Below are 17,485 nucleotides of genomic sequence, written 5' to 3'. Positions count from 1 at the left end.
AGACCGGCCATCGACGCGCGCGACAATATGGCCAGCGCCGAGCAAAGCCGCAGTTAGCTTGCGGCGACGGCCGGCCTGCTCGACATCGCCAAACAGACGCTCGACGACAATCGCGTACCGGTCGAAAAAGGGCTTCATTTTATTAAGAGATCGCCCGCGGGAATCTCGACGCGGTCGATCTGCGCACGCTCGAACTGGCAGCGCCAGTGCCGGTCGGTGAGATCGGCCGGGTGAGGATCGGCCAGCCGGTACGGATCGTTCGACGGGATCGATACGCCGGTGCAAGGCACGATCACGGGTATCAGCATTTCCGTTACTCGCGACTACAACTCTTAACGGGAATTTAAGAATGCCACATATTTCAATGAGAAAAGTCCGAATACACTCTGAGTCTGTTCGAAGGTCAAACCTTGACTGATCTTTGCACACGCCAGTGTGCGATTAGAGTAAATTCCGCGTTCGCAAGAAACCGCAATCTCCAAGAATGAGTAACGCCTTGCCCTGAAGCGTGGATACACTTGGCAGCAGTGATGTCGCGCGCAGAGCTCGGCCAATGCAAACCGGAAAGCGCTTAACAATTCGACAAGCCTATCTGATAGGCATCTGCACTCATTCGTTTCTTATCGGGATCAATGTGCGCGGATCTGTCAACCTCTGGACGTATTCAACCCAACTCATTCGGCAGGAGTCGTTTGTCTATTGGCCAATAGATTTCGTAGCCGCGAGAGCGGCCGATATCCATGCGCGACTTGAACAGGCGATAGTCGCTATCGTGCGCGCCTGCGTCCAGTTACTGGTATATGAAGAGAAAATGATAGTAAAGATGGGACGTTTTTGGAACCCGGTCTGCGTTGCCATTTCATCGCTACTGCTCATGCCAATTTCGGGATGCCAACTGGCGGCCATCCCTGTCGTAACGGCGATGCATGTTGCGAACGTCGCAGACCAGCATGCTGTCGGCAATCGTGGAAAGAAATTGTGGGACCAGCAAGTGGCCGGGATGCGCGATATGCAGTCTCGCGGCGATCCCATGGGCGACTACCTCTATGCGCTCGGAAACGCGCAGGGGTGGATCACCGATACGAGTGACCCGCTTCAGATACGCGATCTGTTCGAAAGAGCAATCGCGGAAGGGTCGAGCGACGCGAAGATCATCTTGGGCACGTTCTATTTAACCGGCGTGGTGCCCGGACAAGATTTAAGGTCCAAGGCGATTTGGCTCCCTGATGAAGCCATGGATGGAAAACTTGGCGAGCAACTCATACGTGAAGGAATGAAGGTGCGTTGCACGTATGTCGAGCCAGTGGTGGACGCGTACAGCAATCGTGCCTATTTGCGATACGTTTCCGGCGCCGCATGGATATGGCCGACCTATCGCGATGGTCGCAACGGTATTGACGCGACAGGACATTTCTATCCCTTGATCAAAAAGGATGAACGCCTTGCGGCAGAGTGGCAGGACCTTGATAAGCAATGCCGGGCGCTTGGCCTCGACGGGACGAACCTCGTCGTCCCGTAGGAACGCTGACCATTCAAATGTCCGTCTATTCACCGAGAGAGTGATCGGAGCGGCGGATGTTAGCCACATCTTCGAAAGAAGTCAATTATAGAAATTCAAAAAATCCTTTCGGTCTTTCCAGATCAATGCGATTCAATGAAGTGATGCTTGAAGTGATGCTTCTTGACATATTTTTGCACATATAGTCATCCTAATTTGATACGATCGAACACAGAATATTCAGCGATATGAAAAATATTTACAAAAATCGCCTAGCCCCACGCAAATATTTTTAAAAATCTAAATTTCCTATTTATATGCTTCCCGTAACTATGATGATCAATGCGTAAAACCGGCTGTCTGAGGCCGATCACAATTTGTTATTTTCACATTGATTAAGTTAAAGATGCGCGACCGGATTTTATTTACTTTATTAGTTTTTGTTGCAATTGCGATTCGCATTGCCAGCTCTCTTTCCGGCTGCGATAGAGTGCTGGAGATTTTTCATAATTCATCAGCGATAGAGGCGGTTTTGATTGCACTTCTTCCAGCGACCCTATCTGCTTTCTCTATAATTTATGCCATCAACCTTTTCTTTAGAATTTTTGGAAAGCGAGAAAGTGGATGGGTGGTAATCGGCAGAAGCCAAGCGCTCGCAATAACAGTAGCAATCTCAATACTCTTATTGACGACAGGTTTGATTTCTTCGGTGATCGCGTGCAAACGATGACGTGATTCCTCTACTGTTTAAAGAGGAATTGCGGAAGTTCGTTCGCTTATAATGTTTATTGCGTGATTCTCTTATCATCAAGGAAACAACATCACAATCACCAAAGACAGAAGGGTCAAAATCTTTGACGTTACCGAAATCCAATATCTGCCTATGGTGATGCGGGTGGCTAGTAAAAAATTACTAGAATTGATGTGATGCTGAAATTGATTTTTGTAATAAAACATGTCATCAAGATTTTCCTCGATTCAATTTACCCATCAAAAGCGTTTCCGGCAGATGAAAAGATATGCGACAACGTCTAACACGGGTTTCCGCCTTTTTATGGTGTGGGTTGCGATTCAGCTTGCGTTCGAGGCGTGGTCAGAGTTGCTGGCGTTTAATGGCTTGTCAATCGACGACTTCTACGCAATTCCTTACGGATTTTTTGTGATTATATGCATATGCGCAAGTGTTTGCGGCATATTCATCTGCATCCGTCAAGCTGACTTTATCTCGATATGGTTATATGCATTGTGGTTTGTTCTGATGGCCTGCTTAATTGTTTTCAGAGGCGAAATTCATGAAGTGGGAATGCGTTCAAAGGCCGAATTTTTCGGTGAGCATCCCTCCTTCTGTCCGCACAAATGGATTTCATTAGACCGTCCATTTGTTTGCTATCAGTATTCTGTTCTGTCTGGATTTAGTCAGCATGATTTGATAATTTTTGATCGAGACAATGAAATGACGTTACCCTTGAAAGAGTGGCCGGTTGAGATCAGGAAGTTGTTCAATGCCGACGGCGCGGTGGATGAATGTGTATTTCGACGGGTAGCTAGAGTCACCGAAGGAGTTTATCTAGCCCTCAACAAGGATTGCTAGTTGAACACCTCTCATCGTGCGGCACGCTGAATATTATTTTTTAAACAATTGTATATGTTCACCCTTAATTCGAGTAAATAAGAAAAATGCCGTCGAATACAAATATCTTCTACGTCAAAGCTAGCGATAATACGTTGGTCCCGGCTAAATTTTTAACCGGTGTCGACAGGAATTATGTAATAAATCCCAATGCCACACCGAACTCTGTCAACTCTCGCGACAATCACTATTATGACGCCCAGGGAAACGAGATCCCGAACGCCAATCCAAACAATTATCTCGTCGTTCCGATTAACTATTCCATCGGTTCCGCCGTCGATTTTTGCAAAGATCTGAATGCTGCTGAAAGCGATGTATTGGCGCCAGCTGCCATGATGGCTGCGGCGTTTGTCGGAGCTGGGTCACAGAACTTACAACGAACATACGTAAACGCAGATGGGAGCATTACTTACGCCGGCTCGTCTGTTCCTATGTTCCAAGATGCCGCTTCATTTCATTTGGGCCTTGTTGCTGAAATCTCGGGGCAGGGTGAACTGCCGGCGCAGTTTTTCGGAAGCGTGTACGAGATCACTGCGCAGATCCGCAGCCCGTTGAGCTCTTTGGGGGTATGGGATAATAACTCTCGAAACATGAACTCGATCGCCGGCGGGGCTAATTATGCTCGCCGATTTAATGTAACTGTAGGATCATTCACGTCATCGATGTCTGAATCGACGTATGACCCGTCCACATTCCTGGGTGCACAGGATCTCGCGTCTGTGGTCTACCCCTTTCCTACGCTTGCTGGCCCCGGTGGTGACCCGTATCAGGGTCAGCGCAATTCTCTGGCCGCGGTAATTCAAGCAGATGCTTCGTCCTCAGGGCAAACATTCTCTGCATACTTCGATGGCCAAGGCAAACTGACTTTGCTTGGTAGTCAAGGAGCCTTGATCACCCTACAAGTTAGCGTGACCAAGGGGAATGTCTCATCAGTTTTTTCGACGACCATAACCGCTGGAATCACCACAGCGGGAGACTGGCTAACGGCGAATATGCAGGGGCCCAATTCGTTCAGGATTGACAGCGTTTACGACAATCTGAGCATCGTTGCGGCGGCCACCGGCGTTAGCATGTCGACGCTGATAGGCCTGAATCCGACGCTGCCCTCTACCGGCACGCTTGCTATTGGTACGCTAATTAATCTGCCTGCTGCCAACAACAGCCAGTCGCCAACCATCACGATCAACCCGAACCCTCAGCCGCAGACCCAGACCCAGGGCGAAAACACCGCGACCAACAACACCAACTCCGGCTACATCACCAACAGCCCAACCTCGTCGATCGCGTTCAACAACGGCACGCTCAACAAAACGGACTTCATCTCGGTGACCGAGGCGGGTCTGGCCAGTGGTGGCGTGCGACCGGGCGAAGTCCAGGCTAATCCGAACACAGCAGCCAACCAGATTCTGGCGAATCTCGGTTCGTCCACGCTCAGCGGCGTGAACGCGATCGCCGCCATCGGCTCGGCGTCGACAGCGCAAGCAAGCAACGTCTACATCGACCCGTTGCTGCTCGACCTTGGCCAGGGCATCGCAACCAGTTCATACCAGAACTCCGGCGTGCTGTTCAACGTCGATAATTCGGGCACACTGCACCAGACCGGCTGGGCGGCTGCAGGCACGGGCATGCTTGTCGTACCGGACGCAAATGGCCAGGTCACGAGCATGAGCCAGATCTTCAGCCCGTACTTTGGTGGTACGGCGGGCAAGAACGGCGGCCCCGGTACGGCGCCATTTGCGACCGGCATCGCTGCGCTCGCGTCCTTCGACAGCAATCACGACGGCGTCATTGATACGAAAGACCCGATCTTCAGCCAGCTGCGTGTCTGGGTCAACAGCACCGGGTCCGGCACCGGCCAGATGCTCACGCTGGCACAGCTAGGCATCACCAGCCTCAACCTGAACGCGACCGGTACCCGCCAGGTCAACAACGGCAACATCGTCACGGCCGTGGGCAGCTTCGTGAGGAACGGCCAGACGCAGGCGATGGAGGACGTCAACTTCGTGTCCAATCCTGCGGGCAGCACCTTCACGAATTCGGCAAATGGCATGACTGCAACGACCACGTCCAGCGGAACGCAGGTCAAAACGTACGCCGATACGAGCAACCAGAACCTGACCCTCGACGCCGGCAAGCTGGGTGTCAACAACGTCTACGCAGGTTCAGGCAACGATACGCTGGTGGCTGCGGCAGGCGGCAGCTGGCTCGTGGGAGGCTCGGGCAGCAATACGTACGTCGGCGGCGCCGGAAACGACGTCTTCGTTGTGTCGGCGAGCGATAATCCCGCGAACATCCATGGCAATGGCGGCGTCGATACCGTTATCGTTACCGGCAGTCAGGGCATGACGATCAACATGGCCCAGGCCGGTGTGACCATCGCCGAAGGCGGTGGCGGGGACGACGTGATCATGAGCGGTGGACGCACGGGCGTCTACATCAAGGGCGGCACGGGCAATGACACCCTGATTGGCGGCGGCGGCACTGACGTGATCGTTGGAGGCTCGGGCTACAACCTGATCATCGGTGGCAGCGGCATGGCCGAAATCACCGCCGGCCCCAACGGCGACACAATCTATGCATCGGCGGCTGGCTCGATCGTCAGCGCTGGCGGCGGCGCCGACCATATTTTTGGTGGCGCGGGCAATGACGTCATCAAGGTGGGCGGCGGCAATGCCGTGATCGATGGCGGCGCTGGAACCAACATCGCGCAGTTCCATGGAAGCTATGCCGAATACCGCATCGTCGCAGCCAACGGCGGCTACTACGTCGCTGACAAAGTGCCCAATCGTGATGGCACAGTCTTCCTGACAAACATCCAGAAACTGAACTTCTCGGACATCACAGGCGTTATCCTCTCGCAGGCCAATCCGATGCCCGTCGCCGACAGTCTCTATCTGGACAGCAGCGGCAAGGCGTTCGATCACACGCAGGCGCACCTGATTTCTGCCACGCAGATTCTTGCCAACGACCAACGCCTCAATAGTATCGGCGCGCTCCACATCGTTTCGGTAAGCGGTGCACAGGGCGGCACGGTCAGCCTGACCACCTCGGGCGACGTGCTGTTCACACCAACGCCCGGCTATACCGGCGTCATGACATTCAAATACACGGTCGCCGACGCAGCCGGCAACACCAGTGCAACCGTGCAGGACCTGAACACGGGCGCGACGGCGATCATGCAGGCGGTCGTGTCGCTGATGACGCCGGACCTGCCGAAGGACCCGTTGTTGTCACAGGAGTGGTACCTGAGCGACGCCGACATTTTGCCTGTCTGGAAGGACTACACCGGCAAGGGAGTCCGCATCGGACAGTTCGAGCCGGGCGGACAGTTCGCGGTGGGACCGGAGATTTTCGACTACACGCATCCTGATCTCGCGCCCAACGTCGATCAGGCGTGGCTCGCCACGCAACTCGTCAACGGCACGCTGCCCACGCAAAGCTCGGACCACGCGACGATGGTCGCGGGGGTGATGGTCGGCGCCAGCAATGGCATCGGTGGTGTCGGCGTAGCCTACGATGCGACGCTCGCCGGCTACTACCTGGCCAACAACGGTAGCGATCTGAGTGGCCTTGGCCACATGGCGAGCTACGACATCGCCAACAACAGCTGGGGCTTCAGTAATGACTTCGCTGTCACGAACATCAATTTCCAGAAGGGTGGGGTCGACACTGGCAGCGCGCTCATGACCAATGCCCAGTATGCGGCGGACAACGGCCGCGGCGGACTGGGCACCATCCTCGTCGAGGCGGGCGGCAACCAGCGGGCCGCCGGTGGTAACGCCGAAGGGTCACTGACCAACAGCAACCGCTTTTCGATCGAGGTGGGCGCGATCAACGCGCAGAGCGACCTGTCGACGCTGCAGATCGGCTCGGCCCCGTTTTCGAATCCGGGCGCCAGTCTGCTGGTCTCCGCGCCCGGCAGCAACATCGAAAGCACCAGCCAGATGGTCATGACCGACCAGGGCTCGACCTTCGGCAGCGCGTACAGCAATATGCAGGGCACGAGTTTCGCGACGCCGATCGTCTCGGGGATCGTCGCACTGATGCTGCAGGCGAATCCGAATCTCGGCTACCGCGACGTGCAGGAAATTCTGGCACTAACCGCACGCAAGGTGAATGACCCCAACACCCAGTGGAGCACCAACGGCGCGAACAACTGGAACGGCGGCGGCATGCACATCAGCAACGACTACGGATTCGGCGAGGTGGATGCGCGTGCCGCGGTGCGTCTCGCGGAAAGCTGGATGACGCAGGGCACGGGCGCGAACGAGAAAGTGTTTTCGGCCGCGAGCGGTAACGTTGGCAAAACCGCCCAGGGCGGCGGCACGATTACCAGCACGATCGCGATGCAGTCCGGCCTGAACATCGAGCATGTCGAGATCGATCTGGATGCGCTGGTCGGGCGCCTTGGCGACTTCGTGGTGACGCTGATCGCGCCCGGCGGCACGCAAAGCGTGCTGCTCAACCGCGAAGGCAAGATTCCAGCCGGCTCACCGGGAGCGGGCACATCCGACGTTGGCAGCACGATGTCGGGCGAATTCCAGTACACGTTCATGTCCACCCATGACTGGGGCGAAACCTCGGCGGGCAACTGGACGCTTCAGGTGACCGATGCCGCGACGGGTCTGCCCGTGACGCTCAACAACTGGTCGCTGCGGCTCTACGGCAGCCCGACGACGGTGGATCATACGTACTTTTACACCGACGAATACAAGGCGGCGGTTGTCGCGAATGCGAATGCGGCCATCCTCGATCCGACGATCAACGGCACGGGCGGGCGCAACACCATCGATGCGGCGGCCGTATCAGGCGACACATCGATCAATCTGCTCACAGGCGTGGCGAGCATCGGTGGCACAGCACTGACGGTCCGCAATCCGAACCAGATCCAGAACCTCATCGGTGGGGATGGCGATGACACACTGACGGCCAGCAATGCCGATGCGATGCTCGATGGCGGGCGAGGCAACAACACGCTGGTCGGTGGCACCGGCAAGGATCTCTTTGTCGTACACCGACGCGATAACGGGCTCGATACCCTCGTCAACTTCAACGCCGCGCGCGGTGAGCAGATTGATCTCGTCGGCTTTACGGGCAAGCAGTTCACGGACCTGACATTCACCCAGCAGGGCAGCAACGTTGTGGTTGGGTTCGGCAACGGTCAGACGGTTGTGCTGCAGAACCAGACGGTCGCGAGCCTGACGGCGGCACAGTTCGTCTTCCAGAATACGATCGTCGCGCCGTCCGCATATGTCACGAGCGGTCAGTCAGGCACACTCGCGCCGGTCGGCACCGATGTCATCACGATGAGCGGCGGCTACGGCGGCGCGATCTACAACGGCCAGACCGCGTCTTTGAATGGCACGGTCTACAAGCACGATGCCGCCAGCTCGGATATCTTTGTGATCTCGAAACAGGCCGGCGCCACCGACTACAAGAATGCACTGCAGGGCTTCCGTCATGGCGTCGACAAGATCGATGTAAGCCAGCTGGGTATCACGAGCTTCGCCGATCTGAACACCACGCAGTACAACAGCGTCACGATTAATGGCGTGTCGTTGGTGCATGGCACGAACCTGGGCAGCAAGTCTCTCGGTGCGCAGTTATTGTATCTCGATGCGCTGGACCCTTCGCAGCTGAGTGCTTCGGACTTCATCTTTGCGCCCGCGTCAGCGGGTACGATCAATACGCCGGTTGCTCCGACGACGCCCTCGACATCCGCGCCGCTCGTGGTCAATCCAGCAGGGGTCGATCCAACGACGATTGTCGGCTCGAATCAGGGACTGACGGTCACGATCGACGGTAAGGGCGTGAAGAGCATGCAGGCTTCGATTGACGAGGCACTGCCCGATGACATCAATATCCTGACGCTGACCGGCAACGCCGACCTGATCGCCGTCGCGAACAATAACGGCGATACGTTGACGGGCAACACGGGCAACGACACGCTCATCGGTGGTGCCGGTAACGATACGCTGAACGCTGGCACGGGCAACGACACGCTGATTGGCGGCGGTGGCAACAACACCTACGTGGTCCAGGCCACTGGCGCAGTCGACACCATTGTGACAAGCGCTGGACAGCACGATACGCTGCTGCTACAGGGCGTGCCGTCGAGCGCGGTCTCGTTCTCACAACAAGGCAAGGATCTGCTGGTGACGCTGTATGCCGGGCAAGCCAACGCCACACAGGTGATCGTGCAGGACCAGTTCAACGGGATGGGCGTGGGCAAGATCCAGATGGCCGATGAGGTGATGACGGCCAGTACCGTTTCGACGATCGCCTCGGAAGCATCCACTATCTCCGTGATGCAGACGCTGTCAAGCCAGAATGCCATTGACGGCATGCCGTTCAACTACACGCTGCCGGCGAACCTGTTCAGTGAGTCGGTCACAGGCGACGTCATCACTCTGAATGCAACGCTCGCGGACGGCAGCGCGCTGCCAGCGTGGCTGACGTTCGACACGTCAACCGGGAAGTTCAACGGCACGCCACCGGCCGGTGCGGCAGGTGCCCTGAGCGTGAAAATCACGGCGACCGACATGGGTGGCGTGAGCGCGAGCGCCATGATGAGCATTGGCACGGGTGTCGCAGCGAATATCCCTGCCGTGGCCCAGACCCTCGCATCGCCCAACATCGCAGCCGGTTCAGCATGGTCGTGGACGGTTCCGACGGCGCTCTTCACCGAAACCGCGGCCGGCGATACGCTCAGCTACAGCGCATCGCAAGCCGACGGCAGTCCGCTGCCGTCGTGGCTGCACTTCGATCCCGTCAAGCGTACCTTCAGCGGCACGCCAACCGACCAGACCACGGGCAACCTGCAGTTGCGGATCACCGCCACCGAACAGGGAGGGCTTTGCGCCAGCGCGCCGCTGAACGTCACCGTTACCCCGACGTATGCTGTCCCGGTCGCGCCTCCAACGCAGTACCAGATGGCGGCGCTCGGGCAGCCGTGGCAGTACGCGCTGCCGCAGGGGCTGTTTTCCGAGTCCGTTCCGGGCGACACCCTGACCTATTCCGCGAAGATGGCCGATGGCAGTGCGCTGCCGGCATGGCTGACGTTTGATCCGGTGTCGCAGACTTTCAGCGGGACGCCACCCGGCCAGACCCCGACGGCGATAAACATCAGCATTATTGCCACGGACATGGGTGGGCTTTCGTCGAGCACGACGATGAATGTCCATCTGCAGCAAAGCGTTTTAACGCCCAGTTCAAATAAAGGCATCACTGCGCCTGCTGGTCAGATTGCGATATTCGAACCTGGCATGTCTTCCTCGGTGACGGGGGCAAACGAAGATCACGTCCTGATACAGGCCGGCTTGCACAATTCCGCAAAACTGGGTGACGGCGCCAACTGGGTTGCTGTGCCGGGCGCCCAAGGTAGTCTCACCCTTGGGGATGGCAACAATACTGTGATCTCAAATGGAGGGGGGCACAATGGGATCACGATTGGCAATGGCGCCAACAACGTTGCGGACAACGCGGGTTATGACACGCTGGGAGTTGGCAATGGCAACAATGTGATCAGCACGAGCGGAATGTACGACAACATCTCCGTCGGCAAGGGCATCAACCAGATTACCGTCGCCGGCAGCTATTCGACTCTCCAGCTTGGTGATGGCGCCGATACGGTGACTGTGTCCGGCGGGTCTTCAACCGTCACGGTTGGACATGGCAATTACACCATCGAGATCGACTCGTCGTCCGATACCCTCAAGTTCGGCGCTGACGTGGCCTCTGATCACTTCTGGTTCCAGCACACCGGCCAGGATCTGCAAATCTCTGTCGTCGGTAGCAGCGAGACCGTGAGTCTGAAGAACTGGTATGCCGCGATACCAGACCGGCCCGGGACGATTGTGGCAGGGGATGGCAAGAAACTGGCAGCCGGCAGCGTCGAGTCTCTGGTCCAGGCAATGGCCAGCTTCTCGCCGCCGGCGGCCGGGTCCACGAGCTATACGCCGGCCGAGCAGACGGCGCTGCAACCCATTCTCGCCGCGAACTGGCATTGACCACGCAGGTCGCCCGGCCGCGAGAGCGGCTCGGGCGACTTCATCAACAGACACAAATTCACGCGATAAAAAAGGCCAGTGAGTGGATTGACAAGGCCTCTTCAGGGATACAGACCGTATGCGGCAACGGGTGCCAGCATCGTGTTCTGGCTCATGCCCTGCTGGGTACGATCCGCAACCTGGCCGACTGCCTTGAAGGACAATGATGGAAAGTATGCGCGTTGTTTCTCCCGAGACGACATGTAAATGTTGCAACGGGATGAGCCGCTTGTGCGGGCTCGTCGATTTTTCGCGCTGCGGTGCCGATCAGGCTGCTGACAAGAAAATTGACCCGTATGTCGGTGTGCCGATTTACTACTACCGTTGCGATGAATGCGGATTCATTTTTACCCGGGCCATGGACCAGTGGAGTACGCGGGACTTTGCCAACCATATCTACAACGAGGACTACGCGCGTCATGATCCTGCGTATCTGGGGGAGCGCCCGAAGGAACATGCGCAACTGATCGGCGAAAATTTCCCCGAGATCGCGCAAGTCCCCATGCTGGATTTTGGTTCCGGTCTTGGGTTGCTTGAGAAAGAGTTGCGATCCCGGGGCTTTACGCAGATTGATTCATACGACCCGTATGCATGCGACGCACGCAAGGTCCCTGACCTCGTGCAGAAATACCAGACAGTGGTGGCCTTCGAGGTGTTCGAGCACCACCCGCAACCGCAGGCACTAATGGCAGAACTGTTGAAGTTCATCCGTGACGATGGCGCGATCCTGCTGAGCACTGCAACGATCGGCACGAAGACTTCAGAAAACATCTCGGACTGGTGGTATTGCGTGCCACGCAACGGACATATCTCGTTCTTTTCGACGCGTGCGTTGGCCGTTCTGGCTAAGTCGCATGATCTCGTGGTCGGGTCGTTCAACTCAGACATTCACTTCTTCCATCGGGACGGCAAGGTACCGCCATGGGTGAGGAAATATAACAAGGTCTATCACTCATGTAAGTGATACCGGCAATCCCGCACGACCTGCTGGAAGTTAAAGCTTCGGTCCAGTATGGGAGATTCCTGGCACAACGTCGCCGGGAGTCCTTTTCAAGAGTTCAGGTGGAACAGAAGAACAGGTATGAATGTAAATCCGGATTCCGGACTTTGGGCTTTGAAAACGATTTCGGCACTGCATGGTGTGTCGATCGACGAATTGCAGTTGCGTCATGCCTTTGGGCACGACGCTTTTGATACCTCTCGAATACTGTTAGCCGCACGCTCACTGGGGCTAACCGCCGGTGCGTCGCGACAGGATCCGCAGCGACTGGCAAAAGCGCCCCTTCCTGCGATCGCGCAGGAGCGGGAAAGCGGCCGCTATTTCATCGTTGGCCAGTACGGCAAACAGAGGGACGAAGCGGGCCAGGTGTTAATCCAGCATGCGGACAGGCCACCCGCCGTATTGTCGCTGGCGGATTTGCTCGCGACATGGACAGGCGAACTGATCTTCTTCACCAGCAAGGCAAGCTTTGCCGGTGGGCTCGCGAAATTCGACTTCTCGTGGTTCATTCCCGCCATCGTCAAGTATCGCGCACTGCTTGGCGAAATCCTGATCGTCTCGCTCGTGCTGCAGATCATTGGGCTCGTTACGCCGATGTTCTTCCAGGTGGTAATGGACAAGGTCCTCGTCAATCACGCGATGAAAACCCTGAACGTGATTGCCGTGGGCCTCGTCTGCGCGACGCTTTTTGAAGTGGTGCTGAACGGTATCCGTACCTGGGTCTTCGCGCACACCAGCAGCAAAATCGATGTGGAACTTGGGGCCCGCCTGTTCCGTCACTTGCTCGGACTGCCGCTAGCCTATTTTGGCGCACGACGCGTGGGCGACTCAGTCGCACGCGTGCGTGAACTGGAGAACATCCGCTCCTTTCTGACCGGCAATGCGATGACGCTGGTACTGGACCTGCTGTTCTCGTTCGTCTTTCTGGCCGTCATGCTGTACTACAGCACGTGGCTCACGCTGATCGTTGTTGCCTCGATACCGCTCTATGTGCTGCTGTCTCTCATTTTCACGCCAGTGATTCGGGCGCGCCTTGACGAGAAGTTCAACCGGGGCGCGGAAAACCAGTCGTTTCTGGTGGAAACGATCAGCGGCATCGACACAGTCAAGGCTCTGGCCGTCGAGCCGAACTGGACGCGCAAATGGGACCAGCAACTGGCCGCATACGTCAGTGCCGGTCTTTCGGTGACCAACGCCTCGACGATTGCCAGTGGCGGCGTCACACTGATCAGCAAGCTCGTCACGGCGGTGATCATGTGGCTGGGCGCGAAGCTCGTCATCGACGGCAAATTGAGTGTGGGTCAGCTCGTGGCGTTCAACATGCTGGCGGGCCAGGTGTCTAACCCGATCCTGCGGCTCGCGCAGTTGTGGAATGACTTCCAGCAGGTCGGTATTTCGATGGGACGACTCGGCGACATCCTCAACGCCCGCGTCGAAGTGGCGGGCCAGAAAACGCGGTTGCCAAGGCTCGCGGGATCCATCACCTTCGATCAGGTGTCTTTCCGCTATCGCCCCGACGCGTCAGATGTATTGCGTGGTGTATCACTCACCGTGACGGCTGGAGAAGTCATCGGTATCGTTGGGCGCTCCGGTTCGGGCAAAAGCACCCTCACAAAGCTGGTGCAGCGGCTATACGTGCCGGACCGGGGCCGTGTGCTGGTCGACGGACAGGACATCGCCATCATCGACACGACTTCACTTCGGCAGCAGACCGGCGTCGTGCTGCAGGAGAATGTGCTCTTCAACCGTTCCGTGCGGGAGAATATCGCGCTCGTGAATCCGACGCTGCCGATCGAGGCGATCATCGAAGCGGCGCGTCTTGCGGGCGCACACGACTTCATCTGTGAACTGCCCGAAGGCTATGACACGATGGTCGGCGAACATGGTGCGGGACTCTCCGGTGGTCAGCGCCAGCGTATCGCGATCGCGCGCGCGCTCATCAGCAATCCGCGCATCCTGATCTTCGACGAAGCGACCAGCGCGCTGGACTACGAGTCCGAGAAGATCATCCAGGAGAACATGCGCGCAATCTGTCGCGGCCGTACGGTGCTCATCATTGCGCACCGTCTCTCAGCCGTGCGGGAAGCGAACCGCATCGTCGTGATGGAGCGCGGCCAGATCGCCGAAGCGGGCACGCACGACGAACTTGTGCGAAAGCACGATGGCATCTATGCGCATCTGCACGCGCTGCAGCAAGGCTTTGCCGGGAGGGCGGCATGAGCGCCCGGCATCGCTGGGAGGCCTGGCGGGAACTGGCAAGGCGCTACATTGGGACATGGCGTCACTACTGGCGGCACCGCAAGGAACTCTCGATTCCCGCTTTCAAGGCAGACGAGGCAGCGTTCCTGCCCGCCGCGCTATCGCTGCAGGCTAAACCAGTCTCGCCTGCTGGGCGCTGGGTCGCGCGCATCCTGATGGGGCTCGTCGGTGTGCTAGTGCTGTGGGCGTTTTTCGGACATATCGACATCATCGTCAACGGTCAGGGCAAGATTATCGCGACTGGCTATACGAAGACGATTTCGTCGGTTGAGGTTGGCCGCGTACGCGCATTGCACGTAGAGGAAGGCCAGCCGGTCAGGGCCGGCGAAACCCTGATCGAACTCGATACGCGCCAGACCGACAGCGACTACGACAAGGCCGAAGATGAACGGCAGGCAGCGTTTGCCAGAGCGACACGCTGCCGTGCGCTCCTTCGTGCACTCGATACAAACCGCCGCCCCGTGATGGAGGCGCTGACGGACGTTAGTCGCGCGCGTTGGATCGACGCGGACAGCCAGTTGCAGGACCAGTGGCGCGACTACCTGGCGCAGCGAACACGCCTGGACGGAGAGGTTGCACACTACGCGACGAGTCTGCCAGTTGCAGAACGCATCGAGGCGAGCTACGCCACCCTTGCGCAAACGCAGGACGTGGCGCGCAACGCGTATCTGGAAAAACAGCAGGCACGCATTGAAATCCAGGGTCAACTGACTGACGCCAGAAACCAGCGTGCAGCACTCACGGCGAGTTCGCGTGCAAAAGCAGAGGAGCAACTGGAGGAAGCCAGCCGGGTGATGATCGGGGCGGCGGAGGATGCCCGCAAGGCGAGCGCCCATGGTGCGCTGCTGAAACTGACGGCACCGGTCGACGGCACCGTGCAACAACTGGCCGTACACACGGTCGGTGCCGCGGTGCCCGCCGCGCAGCCCTTGATGCAGATCGTGCCGCAACTACCGACAGTCGAGATCGAGGCATTCATTGCCAACCGCGATGTGGGTTTCGTGCGTGAAGGACAGTCCGCCGCCGTGAAGATCGACGCGTTCGAGTACACGAAGTACGGCACTGTCCCCGCCGTCGTCAGTCACGTGTCGCGTGACGCGATCGAGGATCAAAAGAAAGGCCTGCTCTACTCGGTGAAGGTCAGGCTTGAGCGGCCTTCGCTGATGGTCGACGGTCAACCGGTGCGGCTGACCCCGGGCATGTCCACCACGGTTGACATCCGCACCGGTACGCGTCGCGTGATCGAATACGTTCTCGCTCCCCTGCTGCAGACGACACAGGAGAGTCTGCATGAACGTTAAAGTGCACGCAGCCATTCGCGCCGTCGTAAAGGCCTGGGTGATCATCAACTTCCTCATTATGTCTCAATGGAGTATGGCGCTCGGCGTACCCGATTTGCTGAACGATCCGCTACTGACGCGACCTCCGGCGCTGGACGCTGGAACCACGCTTCGCGGTGACGCATCGCCCGTTGCTTGCCCGGTCGAGGCTGACTTCGCCCAGCCCCTGTCATTGACAACGGCAGTAGGCGTCGGCCTGTGTCACAACCCGCAGGTCCAGGGCGCGTGGGCCGGCATCAGGCAGCGCGCAGCAGCGCTTGGTGAGGCACGCTCGGCGTACCTGCCAACGCTTACCGGCTCAGTCAGTCAGTTGCGCAATCGTACCGGCTACCCCGGGCTGCCGTCTTCGGACTCCGCAAACCATGGTCATACCACGTATGCGGCGTTCAACTTGCGCCTGTTCGACTTTGGGGAGCGGGCAGCAAATCGTGTTGCTGCAAATGACCTTCTTGCTGCCGCGCTGTCGAGCTACGACGCCGCGACGCAGACGGCACTGGCGGACATCATCGGGGCCTGGTTTGACGTACAGACCGCCCAGGCGGCACTCGCAGCGCGCGGCTTCGACCGGCAATACGCCGGGATGACCCTCGTAACGGCGCAGCGGCGCGAGCGTACAGGTGCGACAGGACGAAACGATACGCTGCAGGCAAGTACGGCGCTAGCCAGGGCTGAACTCGCCGAACATCGGGCAACGGGCGATGTCCGGAAAGCGCAGGCTGCACTGGTGTACGCGATGGGTGTGACACCTGGAACGACGGTCGTTCTTCCACCCGACAGCACGCCGCTACCGGATGAAGCAATTCAGGACCTGAGTCATTGGCTGCAATTTGCAAAGTGGCATCATCCGGCCATTGCTGCGGCCCACAACGAATGGAACGCCGCGGAGGAAAAAGTCTCCGGCGTCAGAGCGCAGGGTCTGCCAACGGTCGACTTCGGTGTCAACTGGTATCAGAACGGCTATCCGAACCAGGGGCTGCAGCCGGTACGCTCGAATACGACCACCATCGGCATAACAGTGACGATCCCGCTGTTTGAAGGATTCACGCGCACATACAAGATCCGGCAGGCTCAAGCGGAAGCTGACCAGAGCGAGGTGAAAATACAGGAGACGGAACAACAGGTGCTTCGAGAGGTTGTGAAGGCGCACGCCGACGCGCTGTCTTCGCTGGCTAATCTTGATTCATCTGCCGGGCTCGTTCGTACGGCGGAAGCTGCGCTGTCATCGTCGCGCAATCGCTATGAGCACGGCGTGGCCGACATCGTCGAGCTGCTCAATGCGCAGACGGCGCTCGCGGATGCGCATCAGGAGCGCATCCGGTGCACGGCCGAATGGCGCTCCGCAAGACTTCGGCTGCTTGCGGACACGGGTTTGCTCGGGACAGATGCAGTGCGAGAACTCAGCACCCTGGGCGAAGTCAAGGAGCGGGTGGAGAAAGAGATCTGGCCGTGACTAGTCGAGAAGCATCTGGGAAAAGTTGCCGGCGCTCCTCGATGAGTCCTGGCGTTTGGTCATGGTCTGACTCTCCGCGATTCACCCATAAAACTTAGGGCGCGCCGTGCTACCCATTGGGGCAACGGGGATTGGACGGAGCACCTTGTTTCATAGGGTTTCCCAGGAATCAGGGTTTGTGCCAGGAAAGCCGCTGTGCGGGGCAATGCACTCAACTTGGGCCCCGCACCATCACGCGAGATGGAAGTGGGGCCTGGCTT

At 57.9% G+C, this 17,485-nt stretch carries 9 protein-coding genes; 8 read left to right on the top strand and 1 reads right to left on the bottom strand.

Going from position 1 to position 17,485, the window contains the following annotated elements; genetic code table 11:
* Positions 1-134: 134 nt before the first annotated feature.
* Positions 135-308, bottom strand: a complete 174-nt coding sequence (locus ACQKRQ_RS21905; RefSeq protein WP_427479368.1) for a hypothetical protein — start codon at positions 306-308, stop codon at positions 135-137.
* A gap of 245 nt (positions 309-553) precedes the next feature.
* Between ACQKRQ_RS21905 and ACQKRQ_RS21900 the strand changes: the two genes are divergently transcribed.
* The 8 genes from ACQKRQ_RS21900 to ACQKRQ_RS21865 all read left to right on the top strand — a co-directional run bounded on the left by ACQKRQ_RS21900 (position 554) and on the right by ACQKRQ_RS21865 (position 17,225).
* On the top strand, positions 554-1,519 hold the full coding sequence (locus tag ACQKRQ_RS21900) for a hypothetical protein (protein ID WP_427479366.1): 966 nt from the start codon (positions 554-556) through the stop codon (positions 1,517-1,519).
* A gap of 385 nt (positions 1,520-1,904) precedes the next feature.
* Positions 1,905-2,228: a hypothetical protein gene (locus ACQKRQ_RS21895; protein WP_427479364.1), complete on the top strand. Its 324-nt coding sequence runs from the start codon at positions 1,905-1,907 to the stop codon at positions 2,226-2,228.
* A 225-nt stretch (positions 2,229-2,453) separates the two neighbouring features.
* Positions 2,454-3,089, top strand: coding sequence for a hypothetical protein (locus tag ACQKRQ_RS21890; RefSeq protein ID WP_427479362.1), 636 nt, complete (start codon positions 2,454-2,456; stop codon positions 3,087-3,089).
* Positions 3,090-3,175: 86 nt separating this feature from the next.
* Entirely contained in the window at positions 3,176-11,137 is a 7,962-nt protein-coding gene (locus ACQKRQ_RS21885; RefSeq protein ID WP_427479360.1) for a putative Ig domain-containing protein, read from the top strand.
* 259 nt (positions 11,138-11,396) lie between these two features.
* The gene (locus tag ACQKRQ_RS21880) at positions 11,397-12,140 is read left to right on the top strand and encodes a class I SAM-dependent methyltransferase (protein ID WP_427479358.1); all 744 of its coding nucleotides are present in this window, start codon (positions 11,397-11,399) and stop codon (positions 12,138-12,140) included.
* A 117-nt stretch (positions 12,141-12,257) separates the two neighbouring features.
* Positions 12,258-14,396 (top strand): type I secretion system permease/ATPase, encoded by a 2,139-nt coding sequence (locus tag ACQKRQ_RS21875; RefSeq protein ID WP_427479356.1) that lies wholly within the window; start codon positions 12,258-12,260, stop codon positions 14,394-14,396.
* The gene (locus tag ACQKRQ_RS21870; protein WP_427479355.1) at positions 14,393-15,736 is read left to right on the top strand and encodes an HlyD family type I secretion periplasmic adaptor subunit; all 1,344 of its coding nucleotides are present in this window, start codon (positions 14,393-14,395) and stop codon (positions 15,734-15,736) included. The genes ACQKRQ_RS21875 and ACQKRQ_RS21870 overlap by 4 nt, the downstream gene beginning before the upstream one ends.
* Positions 15,726-17,225 carry a TolC family protein gene (locus ACQKRQ_RS21865; RefSeq protein ID WP_427479353.1) on the top strand — a complete coding sequence of 500 codons (1,500 nt, stop codon included), beginning with the start codon at positions 15,726-15,728 and terminating at the stop codon, positions 17,223-17,225. Before ACQKRQ_RS21870 ends, ACQKRQ_RS21865 begins: the two co-directional genes overlap by 11 nt.
* The last annotated feature ends 260 nt before the right edge of the window (positions 17,226-17,485 follow it).

It is taken from the genome of Paraburkholderia sp. NPDC080076 (genome assembly GCF_050281145.1).
GTDB lineage: Bacteria > Pseudomonadota > Gammaproteobacteria > Burkholderiales > Burkholderiaceae > Paraburkholderia.
Note: the sequence above shows the minus strand (reverse complement) of the source record. Positions and strands in the feature narration are given on the sequence as shown.